The organism is Massilia jejuensis (assembly GCF_042656795.1).
Taxonomy (GTDB): Bacteria; Pseudomonadota; Gammaproteobacteria; order Burkholderiales; family Burkholderiaceae_D; genus Telluria; species Telluria jejuensis.
Genome location: NZ_JBHSMS010000072.1, coordinates 100,357 through 119,023, shown reverse-complemented (window position 1 = coordinate 119,023; position 18,667 = coordinate 100,357). Strand labels below are relative to the sequence as shown.

General features: G+C 59.7%; 19 protein-coding genes and 1 tRNA gene. 12 read left to right on the top strand and 8 right to left on the bottom strand.

The genetic code is table 11. The annotated features are described in order from the left end of the window. Positions 1 to 32 precede the first annotated feature (32 nt). A complete protein-coding gene (locus ACFPOU_RS20735; RefSeq protein ID WP_379725858.1) occupies positions 33 to 242 on the bottom strand; it encodes a hypervirulence associated TUDOR domain-containing protein in 210 nt (69 codons plus the stop codon). An 84-nt stretch (positions 243 to 326) separates the two neighbouring features. On the opposite strand from ACFPOU_RS20735, the gene ACFPOU_RS20730 reads away from it, so the two are divergent. Next, positions 327 to 770 carry a nuclear transport factor 2 family protein gene (locus tag ACFPOU_RS20730; RefSeq protein WP_379725855.1) on the top strand — a complete coding sequence of 148 codons (444 nt, stop codon included), beginning with the start codon at positions 327 to 329 and terminating at the stop codon, positions 768 to 770. A 52-nt stretch (positions 771 to 822) separates the two neighbouring features. Here ACFPOU_RS20730 and ACFPOU_RS20725 read toward each other — a convergent pair whose 3' ends face one another. Both ACFPOU_RS20725 and ACFPOU_RS20720 read right to left on the bottom strand, forming a co-directional pair. Beyond that, positions 823 to 1,359 (bottom strand): DUF2058 domain-containing protein, encoded by a 537-nt coding sequence (locus tag ACFPOU_RS20725; RefSeq protein WP_379725853.1) that lies wholly within the window; start codon positions 1,357 to 1,359, stop codon positions 823 to 825. A gap of 105 nt (positions 1,360 to 1,464) precedes the next feature. Beyond that, entirely contained in the window at positions 1,465 to 2,388 is a 924-nt protein-coding gene (locus ACFPOU_RS20720) for a MerR family transcriptional regulator (RefSeq protein WP_379725850.1), read from the bottom strand. 170 nt (positions 2,389 to 2,558) lie between these two features. On the opposite strand from ACFPOU_RS20720, the gene ACFPOU_RS20715 reads away from it, so the two are divergent. Together ACFPOU_RS20715 and uvsE are read left to right on the top strand one after the other, a co-directional pair. Then, on the top strand, positions 2,559 to 3,014 hold the full coding sequence (locus ACFPOU_RS20715; protein ID WP_379725847.1) for a fasciclin domain-containing protein: 456 nt from the start codon (positions 2,559 to 2,561) through the stop codon (positions 3,012 to 3,014). 202 nt (positions 3,015 to 3,216) lie between these two features. Next, a complete protein-coding gene (gene uvsE / locus ACFPOU_RS20710; protein ID WP_379725845.1) occupies positions 3,217 to 4,125 on the top strand; it encodes a UV DNA damage repair endonuclease UvsE in 909 nt (302 codons plus the stop codon). Positions 4,126 to 4,316: 191 nt separating this feature from the next. On the opposite strand, the gene ACFPOU_RS20705 is transcribed toward uvsE, so the two are convergent. Both ACFPOU_RS20705 and ACFPOU_RS20700 read right to left on the bottom strand, forming a co-directional pair. Further along, positions 4,317 to 5,753 carry a PA domain-containing protein gene (locus ACFPOU_RS20705; RefSeq protein ID WP_379725842.1) on the bottom strand — a complete coding sequence of 479 codons (1,437 nt, stop codon included), beginning with the start codon at positions 5,751 to 5,753 and terminating at the stop codon, positions 4,317 to 4,319. Further along, positions 5,740 to 6,201, bottom strand: coding sequence for a post-PEP-CTERM-1 domain-containing protein (locus ACFPOU_RS20700; protein ID WP_379725839.1), 462 nt, complete (start codon positions 6,199 to 6,201; stop codon positions 5,740 to 5,742). The genes ACFPOU_RS20705 and ACFPOU_RS20700 overlap by 14 nt, the downstream gene beginning before the upstream one ends. Before the next feature lie 382 nt (positions 6,202 to 6,583). Between ACFPOU_RS20700 and ACFPOU_RS20695 the strand changes: the two genes are divergently transcribed. The 6 genes from ACFPOU_RS20695 to ACFPOU_RS20670 all read left to right on the top strand — a co-directional run bounded on the left by ACFPOU_RS20695 (position 6,584) and on the right by ACFPOU_RS20670 (position 10,388). Next, a tRNA-Phe gene (locus ACFPOU_RS20695) sits at positions 6,584 to 6,659 on the top strand. A gap of 358 nt (positions 6,660 to 7,017) precedes the next feature. Continuing rightward, complete coding sequence (locus ACFPOU_RS20690) at positions 7,018 to 7,365, top strand: glutathione S-transferase N-terminal domain-containing protein (protein ID WP_379725836.1); 348 nt, start codon at positions 7,018 to 7,020, stop codon at positions 7,363 to 7,365. A gap of 21 nt (positions 7,366 to 7,386) precedes the next feature. Then, entirely contained in the window at positions 7,387 to 7,695 is a 309-nt protein-coding gene (locus ACFPOU_RS20685) for a glutathione binding-like protein (RefSeq protein WP_379725833.1), read from the top strand. Between the two features lie 53 nt (positions 7,696 to 7,748). Then, positions 7,749 to 8,429 carry a cupin domain-containing protein gene (locus ACFPOU_RS20680; RefSeq protein WP_379725830.1) on the top strand — a complete coding sequence of 227 codons (681 nt, stop codon included), beginning with the start codon at positions 7,749 to 7,751 and terminating at the stop codon, positions 8,427 to 8,429. A 27-nt stretch (positions 8,430 to 8,456) separates the two neighbouring features. Then, on the top strand, positions 8,457 to 8,720 hold the full coding sequence (locus ACFPOU_RS20675; RefSeq protein ID WP_379725827.1) for a hypothetical protein: 264 nt from the start codon (positions 8,457 to 8,459) through the stop codon (positions 8,718 to 8,720). Positions 8,721 to 9,503: 783 nt separating this feature from the next. Continuing rightward, a complete protein-coding gene (locus ACFPOU_RS20670; RefSeq protein ID WP_379725824.1) occupies positions 9,504 to 10,388 on the top strand; it encodes an alpha/beta fold hydrolase in 885 nt (294 codons plus the stop codon). Positions 10,389 to 10,516: 128 nt separating this feature from the next. Here ACFPOU_RS20670 and ahr read toward each other — a convergent pair whose 3' ends face one another. The 3 genes from ahr to ACFPOU_RS20655 form a co-directional block, all read right to left on the bottom strand. After that, positions 10,517 to 11,542: an NADPH-dependent aldehyde reductase Ahr gene (ahr, locus tag ACFPOU_RS20665; protein WP_379725821.1), complete on the bottom strand. Its 1,026-nt coding sequence runs from the start codon at positions 11,540 to 11,542 to the stop codon at positions 10,517 to 10,519. Between the two features lie 323 nt (positions 11,543 to 11,865). Further along, complete coding sequence (locus ACFPOU_RS20660) at positions 11,866 to 15,264, bottom strand: EAL domain-containing protein (protein ID WP_379725818.1); 3,399 nt, start codon at positions 15,262 to 15,264, stop codon at positions 11,866 to 11,868. A gap of 767 nt (positions 15,265 to 16,031) precedes the next feature. Continuing rightward, positions 16,032 to 16,457: a hypothetical protein gene (locus ACFPOU_RS20655; RefSeq protein WP_379725815.1), complete on the bottom strand. Its 426-nt coding sequence runs from the start codon at positions 16,455 to 16,457 to the stop codon at positions 16,032 to 16,034. 136 nt (positions 16,458 to 16,593) lie between these two features. On the opposite strand from ACFPOU_RS20655, the gene ACFPOU_RS20650 reads away from it, so the two are divergent. From ACFPOU_RS20650 to ACFPOU_RS20640, 3 genes are read left to right on the top strand one after another with little or no spacing between them, the layout of a single operon-like run. Further along, on the top strand, positions 16,594 to 16,887 hold the full coding sequence (locus ACFPOU_RS20650) for a hypothetical protein (protein WP_379725812.1): 294 nt from the start codon (positions 16,594 to 16,596) through the stop codon (positions 16,885 to 16,887). Positions 16,888 to 16,925: 38 nt separating this feature from the next. Beyond that, on the top strand, positions 16,926 to 18,242 hold the full coding sequence (locus tag ACFPOU_RS20645) for a hypothetical protein (protein WP_379725809.1): 1,317 nt from the start codon (positions 16,926 to 16,928) through the stop codon (positions 18,240 to 18,242). Positions 18,243 to 18,256: 14 nt separating this feature from the next. Next, positions 18,257 to 18,655, top strand: coding sequence for a hypothetical protein (locus tag ACFPOU_RS20640; RefSeq protein WP_379725806.1), 399 nt, complete (start codon positions 18,257 to 18,259; stop codon positions 18,653 to 18,655). Positions 18,656 to 18,667 lie beyond the last annotated feature (12 nt).

Genomic DNA, 18,667 nt, shown 5'->3' with positions numbered 1-18,667 from the left:
CCCTGAGCACATCCGGAGGTCGGCGGCCTGCCCTACGCCTTCGTCAAGGCCTGCGGCTTGTGCGCCGCTTCCGCCCCGGTCTTGTCGCTCACCACCAGGTATTCCGGGTTCTCTTTCGATGCCGCGACATGGTGCCCCTTGATGTCGGTGGGCGCGGTCAGCTTCTTCTTGACCGTGCCCGTCACCGTGCCCTGCGGGGAATGCCATTGCACCTTGTCGCCTGCCTTGAATGTGTTCGTCATGAGCGCTCCTTGATATGGGTTGGTCCCGCCTTGACTTCCCGGCGCCGCGCACTACCCTCAAAGGACTGACCAAGGAGAGCTGCCATGGACGTACAGGAAAACAAGCGGGTGGTAATGGAAGGCTATCAGATGTTCCGCAACGGTGACATTACGCACCTGCTCGAACGCTGCCACGACGACGCGGTCTGGATCGAGCCGGAGGTGGAGAACGTGCCTTTCGCCGGCCGCTACGACGGCATTGCCGAGATCGCCGGATTCTTCCAGACCCTGGACCTCGCGGTGGAGACCTTGCGCTTCGAACCGAAGGAAGTCGTTGCCGAAGGCGACAAAGTGGTCGTCACCGGCGAGGCGACCTGGCTGTGCCGGCAAACCGGGCGCAGCTACGACAGCCCCTGGGTACACGTGTTCACGATGCGCGACGGCAAAGTGGCCAAGTTCCAGAGCTTCCAGGATACCGCCGCGGCCGAGCGCGCCTTCCAGCCGGAACCGCCGGGCCAGGCGGCAGCGGGCACGCCGCTGCACCATTGAGCGACAAGGCCACCGCGCAGTGGCCCTTGCATCGCGCCTGTTGGGGCAGCGATCACCACATCAGATCGTCCGGAATCTGGAAGGCCGCGTACGGATCGTCTTCCTCGAGCGCCGCCGTGTTCTTCTTGACACGCACCACCAGCGTGGCATCGCGCTCCTCGATCTTGTCGGCAATCACGCGCGGCACCAGCTCGGTATGCTCGCCCAGGCGCACGATGACCAGGCGTCCGGCCATCAGGTGCTGCTGCACCGCGTTCGAGACATGGATGCGCTCGATCCTGGAACCGTGAGTGAAGTTGTAGGCGACGTCGCCATTGCCCTTGCTCTGGCGGTTTTGCTGCACCATTTGCACGATCTGCGCCATGATCGCCTTTTGGCGGGCGGCGGCGTCGCGCTGGGCATTGAGTTCGCGCGCGCGCTCGGCATTCTTGCGCTGCAGCTCGGCCGCGGCCAGCTTGGCCTCGTCGACGCTCTCGGTGCCGGTGCGGCGCTCGATCTTCTTTTGCTTGCTCTTGTCCTGTTGCAGCTGTTTTGCCTTGTTCTTGTTCACCAGGCCGGCTTTGAGAAATTGGTCCTGCAACGATGCCATGTCGGCGCTCCATAATAGTCAGGTGCGCCGGACGAACCGGCGCTGGTGGCACGAAGCATAGCAAGGAGCGGCCCGCGCCGCCAGCGCCAGCCGGCCCGGCGCGCTTCACTCGCGCGCCGGCGGCAGCGGCAAGCCCTCGGCGATCGCCAGCGCCGTCATCGCGCCTTCGAGCAAGACCCGCGCCTGGCCTGCGGCCAGTTCGAGCTGCATATGCAGGCGCGCGTCTTGCGGATTGCGGTTGGCGCACTGGGCGCTGTAGCGCTCGAAACTACCGACCATCAACAGCAAATCCGACAGGTGGCGCGGGCACTCGCAGGCAAGGCGGTTGCCGGCGGCGGTAATGGAAGCGAGCGCCTCTTCGTCGAAACGGGGCGGCGCAACCGGCACGGCTGCCGCATCCTGCAGCGGCAGGCGCTGTCCGGCCAGGGCCGAGCGGCACAGCAGCGAGAGTTCTCCCAGGTCGGACGGCATGCGCGCCACCAGGCAACCCTGCGCGCGCAAGGCGCGGATGGTGGCGCTGGCGCAGAAGCGGTACAGCACGACCGTGGCCGGCACGTTGGCCGCCTCGCGTGCCGCCGCCAGCAGCGGCAGGACGTTGTCGTCGATTTCGGGCAATTCGACCACCAGCACCTGGGCGCCCGCTATGCTGAGATCGGCCACCTGCTCCATGCGGCCGCAGCTGGCGCGCACCTCGAGTCCCAGGTTCTGGCGCTCGGCCGCCACCCGGCGCGCCAGGCTCGGCCCGACCAGCGCCACGCGCAGTGGACCGCTTCCCAGACGCGCATCGCCGGCGCCGGCCGCAAGCATGGCCTGCAATTGCTCGCGCGCCAGCCCGGCCAGCACGCCGATCGCATGGCCCTGGTCGACCAGCTGTTTCAATAGGCCCAGCCGCGCCACCTGCTCGGCCGTATACAGGCGCTGGCCATGCTCGGAGCGCTCGGCGTCGGACAGGCTGTAGCGGCGTTCCCAGATGCGCAGGGTCTCCACTGGCAAGCCCGCCAGGCGGGCAGCGGCGCCGCTGCGGTACATGATGCGTTCTTGATCAGTTCTTTGCGGTAGATTCATAGCTAATGTCCCAATTTTGTCCCGTCAATGGTCAATTATATAGCGACAAACCTTAGACAAAGCGCGCGATCGCACCTAAATTAGCTTCATCCCGGTTCAATCGTGAATCGGCCATCTACTGCCAGGAGTCTCAGATGAAAAAAATCTTGTTCGCACTTCCCCTCGCCTTTGCCATCGGTTCGTCCCAGGCCGCCGACATCGTCGATACCGCCAAATCGGCCGGCAGTTTCAACACCCTGATCGCCGCCGTGCAGGCAGCGGGCCTGGTCGACACGCTCAAGGGCCCAGGCCCGTTCACCGTGTTTGCGCCGACCGACGCCGCATTTGCAAAGATTCCAAAAGCCAAGCTCGACGCGCTGCTGAAGGACAAGGCAGCGCTGACCAAGGTCCTGACTTACCACGTGGTGCCGGGCTCGGTCATGGCGGCAGACGTCAAGCCGGGCATGGTGAAAACCGTCGAAGGCAGCGCATTCAAGGTCAGCGCCATGAGCGGCAAGGTCATGGTCGACAAGGCGCAGGTCGTCAAGACCGACATCGCCGCCGACAACGGTGTCATCCACGTCATCGATTCGGTCATCATGCCGAAGTAACTCGCCAGCCTGCGCGCGGCGTCGCCGGACGCAGCGGCACGCCCGCCCGACGCGCCACCGTCCCGCCACCGTCCCGCCACTACCGGGGACGGTGGCCTTGTGCTTTCCGGGACCAGCAATTCCAAGTGTCAACTGAATCCGGGCACGAAACGCTTCGGCCTATACTTTTCCTTTACCTGTCCGTTACTTTCGCGAGGTTCGCATGCCGCATCTGGGTCTGGTTTGCATTACTGTTTCCAAGGATATCCGCTACCGGACGGTGACGCGCACGCGCCTGCATGCGCAGTCGCCCGAGGGACAAAGCAAGACGCTGGAAGACATTTATCGGGACAACTTGCAGACACTGGACGATGCCCTGCGCTATTGCGAGCGCGCAGGGATCTCGCTATACCGCATGCCCTCGTCGATCTTCCCCTTCGCCGACACGCCCGCAGGGCTGGCGATCCTGCAAACGCTGGCGACGAGCCTGGCGCGCACGGGCAAGCGTGCGCTCGAGGCCGGCATCCGGCTCGTGATGCATCCGGACCAGTTCGTCGTGCTCAGTTCGGATTCTCCAAGCGTCGTCGCCAACAGCATCACCATCCTGCAAATGCATGCCGACATCATGGATTTGCTGGCGCAGCCGCGCTCGCCCTGGGCTTTGCTGGAAATCCACGGCGGCAAGGCGAACCGGGCCGATGCGCTCGTCGAATGCATCGCCAGCCTGCCCGACGCGATCCGCTGCCGGCTCGGCCTGGAAAACGACGAATATGCGTATAGCGCCGCCGAGATCCACGCCATCTGCATGCGCAGCGGCGTGCCGATGGTGTTCGACGCTCATCACCACGTCGTCCATGAAGACTTGCCCAGCTACGACCATGCAAGCGTGCAGGAAATGTTCCTCAAAGCCCGCGAGACCTGGGCCGAACCCGCCCATCAGCTGGTGCATATCTCGAACGGAAAGAGCGGTTTCAACGACCGCCAGCATGCCGACCTGATCGATACGATGCCGGCCTGCTATGCCGGGGCTCCCTGGATCGAGATCGAAGCGAAGTCGAAGGAAGAAGCGATCGACGGGCTGCGGCCCTGGCTGGCATCGGTCGCGACAACGGCAGTGGCGCCGCACGCATAGAAGTCGCCGCTCGCTTGCAGCCGCATTTCCGGCGCGGCAGGGCCTGGGTTGGACGCGCACAGGAGAGGCAGATGAGCGCCCCCGAAGCAAACACACCCTGCGAGTTTCGTCACTGGCAGGGTGTGGAAAGTGGGCATCTCGTCGACCGCCTGCGAACAGGCGGCGTTGCGCGATGCCTCGATGAACGACGATTACCAGCCGATGTCCTTGAACAATTCCATCGTCAGGTCGATCGGCGCCGTCACCGAGTGCGACAGGTTGGAACTGATCGACGGCTCCATCAGCTGGTTGCGCGTGGCGGTCGTGTTGTAGTGCGAGACCGACGAACCTGGCTGGAATGGATTCGGCGTGAACATCGTGATGCGGCGCTGCGCGTCCGTGCCCGAGATCGCCGTCTTCGAGCGCTCGAACTTGGCTACCGTGCCGGCCACGCTGCCATTCGCCTGGGTCAGGCTGGCGGCAATGAGCGCGCCGTCAGCTTGCGTCACGCGCACTGCCGGGATCGTGATCGAAGGATCGGCACCGCCCAGGCCCGTGACCGGACCCGGTGCATTGTCGGCCACGATCACGCCGATCGCGCCGGCGTTCTGCGCGTTCTTGACCTTGACGGCGAAACCGCAGCTGCCACGGCTGACCAGGGCAATGTTGCGGCGAACGGCTGCGGCATTGGCTGCATTGAATGGCGTGCAAGCCGAACCCGGGCTGTCCGCCTGCAGGGCGACCTGGGCAACCTGGCCGGTCAGCGGCGACTTGTCCAGCTTCGGACCGAAATCGGCTTCGCCGACCGGGTACAGGTCGCCCGCCGGCGAGGTGGCGCCGACACCGACGATGCGCAGCTGGGGCATGGCGGTCAGTACCGAGGGCACGGCCGCGGTGACATTCGCACCGGTCCAGGACAGGCCCGACGGCTTGAGGGCCGACGCGGCGCGCTCGGCGTTGGTCATCTCGGTCCACAATTTGTTGGTCGTGTTGTCGAGCAGGTTGTGGTCCCAGACCGATGGGTAGCCGGCGAAGCGGGCGCCGGTTAGGCCACTGGTGAAGGTCTGGAAGCCCAGGCCGTGGCCCATTTCGTGCAGCAGGGTAGCAACGAAGTCGATATTGCTGCCTTCGTTGGCGTCCAGGCCAAGGTAGAACGAGCTGCCTGCCAGGCAATTCGGTTTACCCAGCTCGGAATTGAACCGGGCATTGATCTGGCCGCCCGGTTTGTCCGAAATCTCTCTGCCGTACAGCTTGTTGGCCAGTGCGTACGAGTAGAGGGTGCCGGCCTTCGGTGCGCCAGGGAAGTCGGCGAACACCTGGGTGGCGCCGGCACTGCCGAGCACGGCGCCGGTAGCGGTGCAGGACAAGGGAACGAATTGCGCATTGATGACGATCGGTACCGACGAGGTCAGCGTGGCGCCCCAGATATTGGCGGCGTGCGAGAACGCGATCAGCCGCTGCTGGCCCAGGGTCGTGCCGGTATTGCCGCCGACAGGCGTGACCGGCGTCGGATCGTTGAAGCCGACGCCAGGCGCGTTCAGGTTGTTGATGACGACCGTCGCAGCCGCCTGGGCGTAGCCTGCGGCGGTGCATGACAGGACCAGGGCCGCAGCCACCAGTGTCAGGCTAGGACGCTTACTGGACTTCATGCTGTTGCTCCTTGGAATGCGTGCTGACTGGGCTGTTCAGGGCGGTTTCGGCGGCATGGCTGCCATGGACGCAATCAAACTCGAGTTTGCCGTCCGCGTTGCGGCGCATCACCGAGTACATGATCGATTCTTCATCGACGTGGGCTGCAGCGATGCCGTTCTGCTGCAGGCGCACGACACCCGTGGCCGGCGCACCTTCGGCCTGGCGCGCGGCTTTTCGCGCGGCGAGGTCGGCGGCGTGCAGGTCATGCAATTGCTTGGCTTCAGCGGCAGTGGCATTGCGGATCCTGCCGGTGACCTTGTCCTTATGGACGGTCTGGAATTCCTGTCCGGCGGCAAAAACCGAACCGCTCAGCGCGAATGCCGCAATGGCAAGGACGCCGGGCAGCTTGAATACGGGGCTTGGCATGTGTTTGTCTCTCAGAAAAATGTACTTCGATAGGTGCATCGTTTCTTTCCCCGGCATCAGATCCGGTTATCAATAACTATATCCTTGGAAACAAAAGAATTGCGGCATTTTGTTAAAAATTTTATATTGTTGTTGAGCTAATTATGTGAACATAATTTGGATTTTGGGCGCTGTGTGCATATCCTGCACTGTTCGCCGGGCCTGCCCTGCTGTCGTGTTGAATGAAAACCTGTGGAATGCGTGCGGTGCCTGCCGGCGCCGGATTGGCCGCTACCGGGAACCGATGAATGCTCCCCCGCCGCGGCCCGGGACCATCGGCGACCTGGGCACGCGCCGGCGGCACACGCGGCAAACGCGCCGAGACGGTTCGCTTCTCGAAAACTATAGACGAGCTGGGACTTCATGCTAGAATCGCCGCCTTGGCCTGGTAGCTCAGTTGGTAGAGCAGAGGATTGAAAATCCTTGTGTCGGTGGTTCGATTCCGCCCCGGGCCACCAAGGACATCGTTCACGCAACGCTCACTCATGGAAGTGGGCGTTGTCGTTTCTGAGGATCGTAGTCCTCGTGTCCGGTCCGGTCCACACCGCTGCAAATTCTCGCTCATTCCACAGCGCCCCATGCATCGTTGCGGATTACACTGACGTCCCCAGCGAGGCAAACTTGCGTCCCACCAAATCGACTTTGCTGGAGCGTGTTGACGCCAAACGAAAATTGACCCACGTGTTCTACTCGCCTGCCTAATCATTAGGCGGGAGAATTAATAGGGGATCGCGTTCCTAGTCATCCTCGAACAACTCGGCAGCACACCGCAAGCCTGCGCCGCCAACGCCAAGCATCAAGCGCTCACATTGCGCGGTGCACTCGGGCAGCCTTACCGCTGCGGCGAGATTACATCGCCAGCGCCAGCATCGGCATAGAAGACATACTCAAGCAAGCCGATCTGGCTATGTTCGAATCGCGTTATCTGAAAAAGGGGCCACTGACAAGATACAGTTCGTGCATGTAGACGTTATGAAAGGTGAACATCGCCTCCCCGCGTTCGTGAGCAAGAACCCGAGCGCGTCCGTGCCGGTCCTCGAGCTCGACGATGGCACCTTCATCAGCGAATGCTCGGCCATCACCGAACATATAGACCACGCCTTCGACGGAATCTCTTTGACCGGCACGACTGCCAAGGAACGGGCCGTGATCCACATGATGTAGCGTCGCGCGGAGCAAGGTGTCATGGACGCAGTGGGCGCGTATTTCAATCACGCTACGCCGGGACTGGGCGCGCTGGAGCTCTACCAGAACAAGGAATGGGGCATGAAGCAGCATGAGCGGGCGCTGTCGGGCATGTATTACTTTAACGGTCTGCTGGCCAATCAGCCGTTTGCCGCTGGTGAGAATTTTTCGGTTGCCGACATTACGCTGTTCGTCGGCCTGTCGTTCGCAGACTTCGCCGAGATCACTATTCTGGCCGACAGCAATGCACTGCTCGCCTGGCGCGCCCGCATGGCCAAGCGCGCCAGCATGGGTGGTACGGGCGTTTAATCAACCGGTTCGTAATCGATTCATTCATCGTAGGACAACGACAGGATCAACCCATGAATATTAATGCCGATTTCACGCTGCGCGTCGTCTTGCACGGTGCGTCCATGGCGTGGGTGGATTCCCCTGTAGCCGGGGTCCAGCGCCGGATGCTGGACCGAATCGGCGCTGAAGTCGCGCGTGCCACCACTATCGTGCGCTATGCACCAGGAAGTCAATTTACTGCGCACACTCATGGCGGCGGCGAGGAGTTCATCGTGCTTGAGGGCGTGTTTCAGGACGAACACGGGGACTACCCACCTGGCTCCTACATTCGAAATCCCCCTACCAGCCGGCATACGCCAGGTTCTGCACAAGGCTGCATCATCTTCGTCAAACTCTGGCAATTCGCACCCGAGGACCGTACGCATGTCATCGTCGACATGAACAAGATGGGGAAGATCGGCGATCAGCTGCGCCGCGGCGTCGCGGTCACACCGCTGTTCGAAGATGAACGTGAAACCGTCCAGCTTGAGTACTGGGAACCAGGAGCGCAGGTGCAGCTTAACTACCCCGGTGGTGCCGAGCTGCTCGTACTGGCGGGCGACTTCTGGGACGCCGGCGACCATCTGCACGCCATGTCGTGGATGCGCTTGCCATGCGGTGGCCGACTTGCTGCATTAGCCGGCAACCAAGGTGCCCGGGTCTGGGTCAAGCAACGTCATCTGCGCTTTGTCGACCCGTCGATTGTTCTCTGATTTCATGTGCGTTATCAGAAGTGAGCAGTGGCAAGTGAAAATAGGGCGGTGCCTTTGGCCAAGGCAGTACCGCCTTACACCAAAACGTCAACGTTCCTGCAACAAGCGCTCGCCGAATCTGTCCCCTTTGACAACGTCAACAGCACAGCATGGCAGCAGTCCCCGCTATCGCTGTGCAAGCGCGTCAAGAAGACGAAGCCTGCGGTTCGTGCATGTGGCACCAGCATTGCCTTCCACAATGCCGGCTACCGAAGCATCTCGGTTACGCGCCAGCACAGCTTCACGAAGTAACCTGACCGTCTGCCCCCCTTGCTAGCCTTTAAAAAAATATCATCGCGGTCCCGCCAGCGGCGAGCGAGCCGCAGAGCCATGCTGAAACTGAAGGCGAAACTTGATGCAGCCAACAACCGGATCGCTTTCGCCGGTCTTGTCGGATTGAACTCAGGAGGGGATGGGCGTAGCTGAAACCGCTGCGGGAAGAAGAGACCTCGTCTCATCCGTTTCTCTGTACTGAAAGCAGCCAGTAGACTTGCTGCGCGATGCGCCAGCTGTCTGCCGGCGTGTTGTATCGGCATCGCACCATGGCAAAACGTGCTGGCGGTTCGGGCACCTTGGTCCAGCAAAATGCTAGTGTGGCGGCTGACGCGGCGCAAAGATTGAAAATCCTTGTGTCGATGGGTCGATTCCGCCCCGGGCCACCAAGAACATCCCTCACGAAACGCCAACCTTCACTGGATGGCGTTTTTTGTTGTTGGATTCCACAGGCCTTGTGTCCGCTCCATTTCCGGACCTTCCGTCCCCGCTCAACGAGTCGGCTTCAGCGGCCGCACGATCTCGACCATATCTCGCAGGCGCGCAAGCAAAAGACCACGCTGTTGGCCCGCATGCGCTAGCAGGTCCGCACATAGGCCAGCCTGTCGAGCCAGGCTGGCCATCGTCGAAAGGGAATGGACGACATGAAAGCGCCAAGGTAGCGTTGTTGCTCTGGACACGGATTCCTAACGAACGCAGTCGTTATGCCCGCTGCGGTACGCTTGCAGAATACGCACACCCGTGCGATGGGGAGGTTCGACCATGCATTACATTCGTCGCGGCACCGGAAAGCCTGTATTGCTGCTTCATGGCCTTGGCGGCCATTGGCAGAGCTGGAATCCAATTCTGGCTGATCTCGCCACAAGGCGCGAAGTCATCGCGGTCGACCTGCCCGGCTTTGGCCAGACGCCGAAGCTGGCCGGCGAAACCTCGATCCGCACCCTGGCCGATGAGACCGCCGCCTTCCTCCATGCCAATGGCTTGAGCGGCATCGATGCAGTCGGCAGCTCGATGGGTGCGCGGCTGGCGCTGGAGCTGGCGCGACGCGGTGGGATCGTCGGCGGCGTGGTAGCGCTCAATCCAGGCGGTTTCTGGCAGGGATGGGAGCGTCACGCGTTCTTCAGCTCGATCTACCTGTCGATCCGGCTGCTGCGGCTGCTGCGCCCGGTATTGCCGGCGGTCTGCGCCAATCCGCTGGGTCGCGCTTTGCTGCTGGCACAATTTTCTGCCCGGCCGACCAAGCTGGCGCCGGACACCGTGAGCGATGAATTGTGCAGCTATGTGGCCTCGCCGGCTTTCGATGAACTGCTGGCCCAGCTCGCCTACGGCGAGGAGCAGCAAGGAGCTCCGCGCAACAGCATCGTGCACCCGCTCGTAATTGGCTGGGGACGACGTGACCGGGTCTGCTTTCCGCGTCAAGCCAAGCGCGCGCTGGCCTTGTTCCCGGATGCTCAACTACACTGGTTCGATCGCTGTGGCCATTTTCCGCACTGGGATGCGCCGGCGGAGACGACCCAGCTGATTCTGAGCGCACTTGCCGGTGCGCACGCCAGTGCTGCAGTCCGGCGCTCGGACGTGGGTCGTGGAGACCGCGCTGAACAATCCTCAAGCCTGCTGCTGCCACAATCCGCCGGCATGCGTTTTTAGCGCAACGCAGATGGATGAATGCAAAACGCCAACCTGCACGGTTGGCGTTTTTGTTGGTAGGGGAAGGCGACTATCGGCAGACAAGATGCGGGCAAAACTTTCCTGCTGCCATCGCAACCCGCTACGGTTCATTCGGCAAAGTCGGCATCCAGCACAATCCGGTAGCTCGCCTTGCCAGCGCGCAGGTGGTCCATTGCCTCATTCACCCGGCTCATCGGAAAATGCTCGACCTTGGGCGCCACGTGGTGGTGCGTAGCAAAGCTCAGCATGGTGTCGATCTGAGCGCGGTTGCCGGTCGGCGACGCAGAAACGGCTTTCTGGCCCAGCAGCAGGCTCATGACCTGCACCGGTACCGGCTCCAGTACGGCGCCGAGGAAGTGAAGGCGGCCTCCGGGTGCCAGTAGTCCGATCACGGCATCCCAATCCAGTGTCGCATTGGCCGTGATGAAGATGAAATCGAAACTGCCGGCCAGTCGCTGCATATCGGCCGCCGAACGGCTCGACGCGGTATGGCGGGCACCGAACGTCAGCGCTTCCTGCACTTTGCTCGGCGATGAAGTGAAGGCCGTGACTTCGCAGCCCCAGGCATTCGCAAACATCAGTGCCATATGGCCAAGACCGCCGATGCCGAACACTGCCACGCGTGCGGTCGGGGAGACGTGAAGCTGCAGCAGCGGCGCGAACACGGTGATGCCGCCGCACAACAGCGGTCCAGCACTACCGGAGGCGAGCGCGTCCGGAATAGGAACGCTCCAGATCCAGTGCGCGCGCACCCGGTCGGCGAAAGCGCCATGGTGGCCGACGATGGTTGCCTCGACCCGCTCGCATAACTGAAAATCGCCACGGATGCAGGCTGGGCAGTGCAGGCAACTGCGCACGTTCCAGCCGACGCCGACGCGCTGGCCGATCTGTAAACCCTTGGTCTGCGCCACCGCGCCTAGCGCAACGACGCGGCCGATCGCCTCATGCCCCGGGACAAAGGGATAGGTGGTAATGCCCCACTCGTTGTCCAGCATCGACAAGTCTGAATGACAAACGCCACAATGCTCCACCTGGACTTCCACATCCTCGGCTCCCAGTGGCCCTGCGTCGTACTCGAAAGCTTCCAGCACTGCGCCCGGCGCCTGCGCTGCCCATGCACGAATTCGCTTCATTGTCGTCCTCCCTACAAGTGAAAAATATTCTACCAGCCGCCTGCTAGTCACACTGCCCAGTACGCCATAGCAAGGTATTCCCATGCAGTTTGGCATGATATGAAAACGCTGTCGGGGTCGGACAAATGGCCGCGCGATAACACCTTGGTGTGCACTCGTCAACGCCCGACAAGCTCGACCACATGGTTGAAAATCCTTGTACCGGCGGTTCGATTCCGCCTCGGGCCACCAGGAACAGTATCAAACAACAACGCCAACCGATGCAGGTTGGCGTTGTCGTTTCCAGCGTCTGGGATGCGCTTTATTTGCCCGAAACGGCCGCATCAAGGCCAGGCATCGGCTTTCAACAATCTTTCGAAATCATCAACTTCCAGCGCGGCAGAGAAGAGATATCCTTGCAGATAATCGCAATGATTCGATTCAAGCCATTTTCTCTGTTGTTCGGTTTCCACGCCCTCGGCAATTATTTTCAGGCCAAGCTTGTGCCCCATTAGGATGATTGTCTCGACGATCACGGCATCCGTCGGCAGGGTCATCATATTTTTTACAAAAGATTGATCAATTTTGAGGAAATTCGCATCGAGCCGCTTCAAATATCCCATCGACGAATAGCCGGTACCGAAATCATCGATCGATATTTCCATGCCCAGCTGATGCAACTGACGCAAGTTTTCCGACACCACGGCGGTATTGCTTATAAGGACACTTTCGGTAATTTCGACGACTATGTTATTCCCGGCGACACCACTATTCCTGAGCAATTCCGCCCACTCTTCCGTATGTCCTTTTTTAAGGAACTGCTTTGGAGACTTGTTAATGCTGACCTGGATATCGATACCGAATTCCTGCTTCCAGCGTTTAACGCAAGCAAGTGCGTTCCTGAATACCCAATCCCCAAGCTCGTGAATAATGCCGGTTTCTTCAGCCAGGCTGATAAAATTACCAGGAAAAATAATTCCTTCCCTTGGGTGACACCAGCGCACTAACGCCTCTGCCTTTGTAATTTTGCCGGTATACAAGTCCACAATGGGCTGGAAGTAGAGCGAAATCTCATTTCTCGGCAACGCCTCGCGCAGTTCGCCGATCATTTTCAGCCGTTCCATCGCCTTGGCGTGCATGGAATGCTCGAAGAAAGTAAGTTGATTGCGTCCGTTTGTCTTGGACAGATACATTGCCTGATCCGCATTGCGAATCAGGTCCTCCGGGTTGGCTGCGTCGTTTGGATAAACAGTAATCCCGATGCTGCAGCTGACCTTTACATGCTCCGCCCCCAGCGTGCATATTTCGCTCACCCTGCGCAGGATTTTTTGCGCAACCTGTTCGACATGCGATCCGGCGTCCTCGACGAGTACGATGGTGAATTCATCTCCGCCCAGCCTGGCAACCGTGTCATTCGCGCGTACGCAACTCTGCAGCCTCGCAGCGATTTCTTTGAGCAACAGATCACCCATGCTGTGTCCGAGCAGATCATTCACTTCCTTGAAATGATCAAGGTCAAGAAATAAAAGGTAAACGCTGCGCCTGTCCCTTTCTCTGGCGAGAATCTCCTGTGCGAGCCGGTCCTGGAACAGCCGGCGGTTCGGCAGTCCGGTGAGGGCGTCGTAATTCGCTTCCCGGTCCAGCTTCAAATTGTAACCAAGAATGATTTTCTCGTGAGTCTTGCGGCTCGTGATATCGGTAAAGAGAATGGAAACGAGCTTGCTGTCGGCATCCAGCCGGTATGCCTGGACGTCGTACCAGCGCCCCATCGCCGCCGATTCATGTTCAAATCTAACCGGCAGGCCGGTTCTGGCAACGTCGGCATAAATCTGAGTCCACGATTTTTCAATATCCGGCACCACGTCGCTAAACGTCTTGCCGCACACATCGTGCAATCCGGTGTGTTTTTCGAAAGCAGGATTTATTTCTACATAGCGGCAATCGGAAGGCGCCGAGTTCTTGTCATATATTATCTCGACGACACACACGCCCTGATCCATGCTGCGGAAAAGCTGATAATAACGCTCCCGACTGATCCTCAGCCCCTCTTCGGCCTCCTGCTGCCGCGTGATATCGAGGAGGACACCGCACATCTTGGGCGGACGATCCGCGGTCTCGGATTCCATGTAGCCCCGCGCCAAGACCGTATGGTAGGTGCCGTCCGCGGAGCGCACCCGATATTGGGTTTCGTACGGTATGCCATAGTCCACCGCATTCTGGATCACCTTTTTTACTGCAAAATAGTCATTCGGGTGGACCGCGCGCAGGAACGACGCGAGCGAGCCGTGGTTCGTATCGCCGGGTGAAAGCGAGAGCAGCCGCCGAAGGTTGCTATCCCCGTCGAGCCGGTCGTTCCTGATATCGTAGCTCCAGGTGGCCACTTCCACTGTCTTGAGTGTCGCTTCAAGCCTCGCCTGGGCCTGGCGTAAGGTCTGGTCGATCCGGGCTTTTTGTTCGGCCTGCTGAAAGCGGTCGATCATCATGCCGATGGTGGTCACGATTTCCTCGACGACACTACGGTCGCTTTCGATTGAGACCGGTATCATTTTGTAGTAAAGCGCAAATGTGCCGAGCAAATGATTTGCAGCGGAGATAATCGGTATAGTCCAGCATGCACGCAGACCGCAGCGTCCCGCCAACTCCTTGAGTTCCCGGTTCAGCGCGCTTTGCTGAATGTCATCGATGTAGATTGACTGACGTAGATAGGCAGCTTGGCCGCAGGCTTGCGCTGAATCGTTGATCGCGATCTCGTTCACTGCCGAGCAAAACAATTCTGGCAGCGAGGGTGACGCGATCCGATGCAATGTTTTTCCCTCCGCATCGGCCACCATCACGCATGAAAAAACACGCTCCCCGAAATGCTCTTCCGCTGCAAGGCATAGGCTGGACAAGATATCGGACAAGGAAAAACCGCCGATAATTTTCTCCAAAGCAATTTTTTTCCCGCGGTCGAGCGCCTCTGCCCGCTTCCTGGCCGTGATATCCTGGACGACGCCAAGCCAACGACGAGGTGCATCGTTTGTTGCATGAACTGTTCCAATTGACCCGATCCAGTGGACAATACCGTTGGGCCAGATGACCCGGTATTCATCGTGTAGCACTTCCTGGTTGGCGATCGCTTGCCGGATCTTCGATTCGACGCTGACGCGATCTTTCGGATGAACGCAGCCGAGGAAACGGCTGAAGGTCCAATCTTTCACCGGACCGTTAAAACCAAAACATCGGTCATGTGATTCGGAACATTGGGCGACGCCCGTCGCGAGATCGAGGCTCCACTCGCCAATTTCACCAATCTCCATCAACAGATCACGCCGAACATTGATTTCTTCCAGCTTCGAGCGAATCTTTTGTAGTTCGCTAACATCGTGGGAGACGGCTAACAGCCTATCGAACCGGCCGGACCCGTCGCAAAGCGGAGTAACATCCACCGTCCACCATTTTGGCGTCCCTTTCGCCGTCGGACAAAATCCAAAAAAATGTGCATGCCCTCCCTTTTTGGCGACCTCAACGGCTTCACAAACTGTGCCGGTTAAATCCTGCGGCCACAACGAAGCCCAGCAGCGGCCCTTCATACTATCGAAATCATCCACTTCGAGCGCGCGCTTTCCCCCCTCATTCATGGCGAGCAAATTACCGTCGAGGTCCAGGATCTTGACGCAGCCGACGCTGTTGTTGAAAACGAGCTTGCTCAATTCACCTGAATCGGGGCTCTGCGAAACGGTAGTGGGATAAGCGGAAATCATTGTCTATGTTTCAGAAAATAGTTGGGCACAGCCCTTTCTTCCTGCACACTCATAATTGACAAGTTGCGTCTTGCATCGCCCCTGGCATCGGACGCTGGGTGCGATCTCTTTTCAATCGACTGAGCCTAGTCGAAAAGCGAATCCGGACAAGCCTGCTATAGAGCAAGTTCCCACAGGAATTAGAACGCTTCACCCGGTCGCGGCGTTCCTGGTAAATATTTTCAATGCCCCCGCCCCATCCAACAACGACATTGCCCGATGTTGCGCGCGACCGATATCCGCGGAGGCGCGAAGCCACCGTACTCCGTGGCTAGGCCTGTGTCCCCTGTAGCGCGAGTGATACCGCGTGAGCAGGTCCAACTGCGATGAGAACAGTGTAGGCCGATATTTTCCCTCCGACGTCGAAGGTTGGCGAATAAATGCGGCCGGATGCGGAAAAACCAGAAACTGTTTCCTGATGTTTCGCAAAACAAGTGCTGAGCTGCAATACTGGAGAAGTGAAAGCACGCAAATCACTGATCACGAACGCCAGTACCCACGATCCTGTCCTACCAGTGTTTCTGCGAGGCACAGGCGATGGCGCGCCTCGGGCGGGCGGGCAGCCTGGGCCGCATGGGAACGGCTGCTCTCAGTACATCGCGCGTCGTTCAGGATCTGCAAATGAGAGCGATGCCTGCGCAGCGACGCTTTGTCGCGTCCGGGCAGGTAAAAAAAACGCCAACCCATGCGGGTTGGCTTTGTCTTTTTTGAAGGTCAACGCCCTCATGTCATTGGTCGATCGACCCTCGTTCCTTCTTCTCCCTGAATTCACCATCGATGACCCTGTCGTTGGTGCTTTTGAAAGGGCGTCTGCCAGCGAATTTGAAGACGGACGATAAGAATCGATCGAACAAGGCTCGCCTCAACCAGGGGTAAGTGAGAAGAAAAGCCGTAGCGATACCTGTAAATGCCGCGGACACGTAGTCGCCCAGCGACAGGAAGTTCAATGAGCAGAGTATGAGTAAGCCCAGGATGAGCGGTCGACGGAAAGGTTTGGGTAATAGACCGACAATGCGCAGCTTACCTTTGCTTATCCAAGGAAATCTTGCAAAAAGACCGCCAAGCAGCAGTCCTGCCATGACCCGACCCGTGCCGAGATGATCGGCCAACACCCCGACGACAAGGAAACCGGTGTAGGTCAGCGTGCTGGCCAAGGCTGCCAGCGCCAATACGACGACTGCGATCGTTAGCCTTGGCTTGCGCCAAGCCGTTGTGACTAAGTAACGTAGGATTTCTCTACTCCTGCAAATGGGACGTCAAGACGGTTGCAAATTTTAACAGCACGTCTCCATGTCCGGGCTTTTCAATCGTATTGTCTTCGCCGCCGCGCTTTGCTCTGAAGGTTTTGTCAGGTGCTCTTTACTCGGCCAACGCAGGATCCCAGCCCGCCGGCGCGAAGCCGGGTTGGTGAACCTGTTGTCAACGGGGTCGATTTTCGGCACGAATTCCAAGCTGTCCCTTACCACATGGAGCGACAATTGGTATGATTTCCATTTGGAAACTAAATTTTATCGTGTGGCGAAAGGCCAGCTTGCATCCGTTTGCAGCCTGACCCTGAACCCCAGCCATGTAAACGCCCAATAATGACCTTGACAAGACACCCGCTTCGTTTCAGCGCCTGCGTGACGATGCTCGCCATCGCCGGCCTGCTCCCTGGCCACGCGTTGGCAGGCCCGGCAGAAGCACAGCGCATCGCACAGCTCGAGCAAAAACTCGCCGCCAGCATGGCACTGATCGAAAAGCTGTCGGCCCGTCTCGAAAAAATCGAGTCGACGGACGCGAGCCGCATGCCCGCGCCGGTGCCGGTGCCGGTGCCGGTGCCGGTGCCGGTGCCGGACGCAGAGCGCAGCGTCGCGGCGAGCTTGAAACCTGACGAGCTCGACGCTGATACGGCAGCGCAGCGCGTGTTGCCCCGCCGCGAGCTGGGCGCGCCGCTGCACGGCTTTGCCGACGTCGGCTACGTGCGCAAGTCGAAGAACCGCGATGGTAGTCCGGGCGGTTTCGCGCTTGGCAACCTTGACATCTACCTGACGCCATCGCTGGGCGAGCGGGGCAAGTCCATCATCGAACTGGTATTCGAATACGGCGCTCACGGCGGTGGACTGGCGACCGACCTCGAACGACTGCAGTTCGGCTATACATTCAGCGATGCGTTGACCGTGTGGGGCGGACGCTTCCACACTCCTTTCGGCAGCTGGAATACAGCATTCCACCACGGCCTGCAGATCCAGACCGCGGCGACCCGGCCGCGCTTCGTGGAATTCGAGGATAAAGGCGGCATCTTACCGGCGCACGCGGTTGGTATGATGGCATCGGGCCTCGTCCCTGCAGGTGCAGGCAAGCTTGGTTATGACGTGTATGTTGCCAATGGCAACAAGATTGTGGATGGGACCCTCGATTTCAATCCCGACCAGGACGACAATGCCAACAAAATGGTCGGCGCTAACGTGCGCTATGCATTCGCCAACGCGCTGGAAGGCTTGACGATCGGCGCCCATGCGCTCGTCCAGCAAGTCAGCGCGGACGACACGGGCGGCATGCCCGGCACGACCAGCATGAAAATGGGCGGCGCCTACGCCGCGCTCGACCGGGAAGATTGGGAAATCATTACAGAGTACTACCGCTTCCGCAACTCGGACCGGTCCGGCAAGACGGGACCGCATGTCAGCTGGTCCGGGTTTGCCCAGGTCGGCTATACGTTCGGCAATCAGTGGACACCCTACGTTCGATGGGAGAAAGCTGCTCTGAACCAATCCGATCGCTACTTTGCAGCACAGCACAGTGGACGATCCTACCGGCGCATGGTTACCGGAGTGCGCTATGCCGTCAATCCGCAGACCGCGTTCAAGTTCGAATTCGCGCACGGCACCGAGATCATGACGGATCTGATGCCGTTCACGTCCAACGAGGCGCGCTTGCAATTCGCCATTCGCTTTTAAGGGGCGCCACGTATATGCGCCAATTACTTCTCATATCCGGTGCTTGCCTGCTGACGTACATGTCACCCACGGCACTGGCAGCAGACCTCTTCGTGATCGTCCATCCAGGTGTAACGATCGCGGCGGAAGATATCCGCGACGTGTTCATCGGCGACAAACAGATTGCCGGCAATGTGAAACTGATCCTCATGGACAACGCTTCCGCGCAAAAGGATTTCCTGGAACGTGTGGTGAAGATCAGCCCGGTCAAATACGCGAACGTGTGGACAAAGAAAGGCTTCCGCGAAGGCATGAATGCACCCGAGCTGAAAAACAACGACGCCGAAGTCATCTCGGCGGTCAAAAGCACGCCCGGTGCGATCGGCTACGTGTCGAGCATTCCGCCGGGACTGCGGGTGGTCAAGAAGTATTGATCGGGAGGGCGG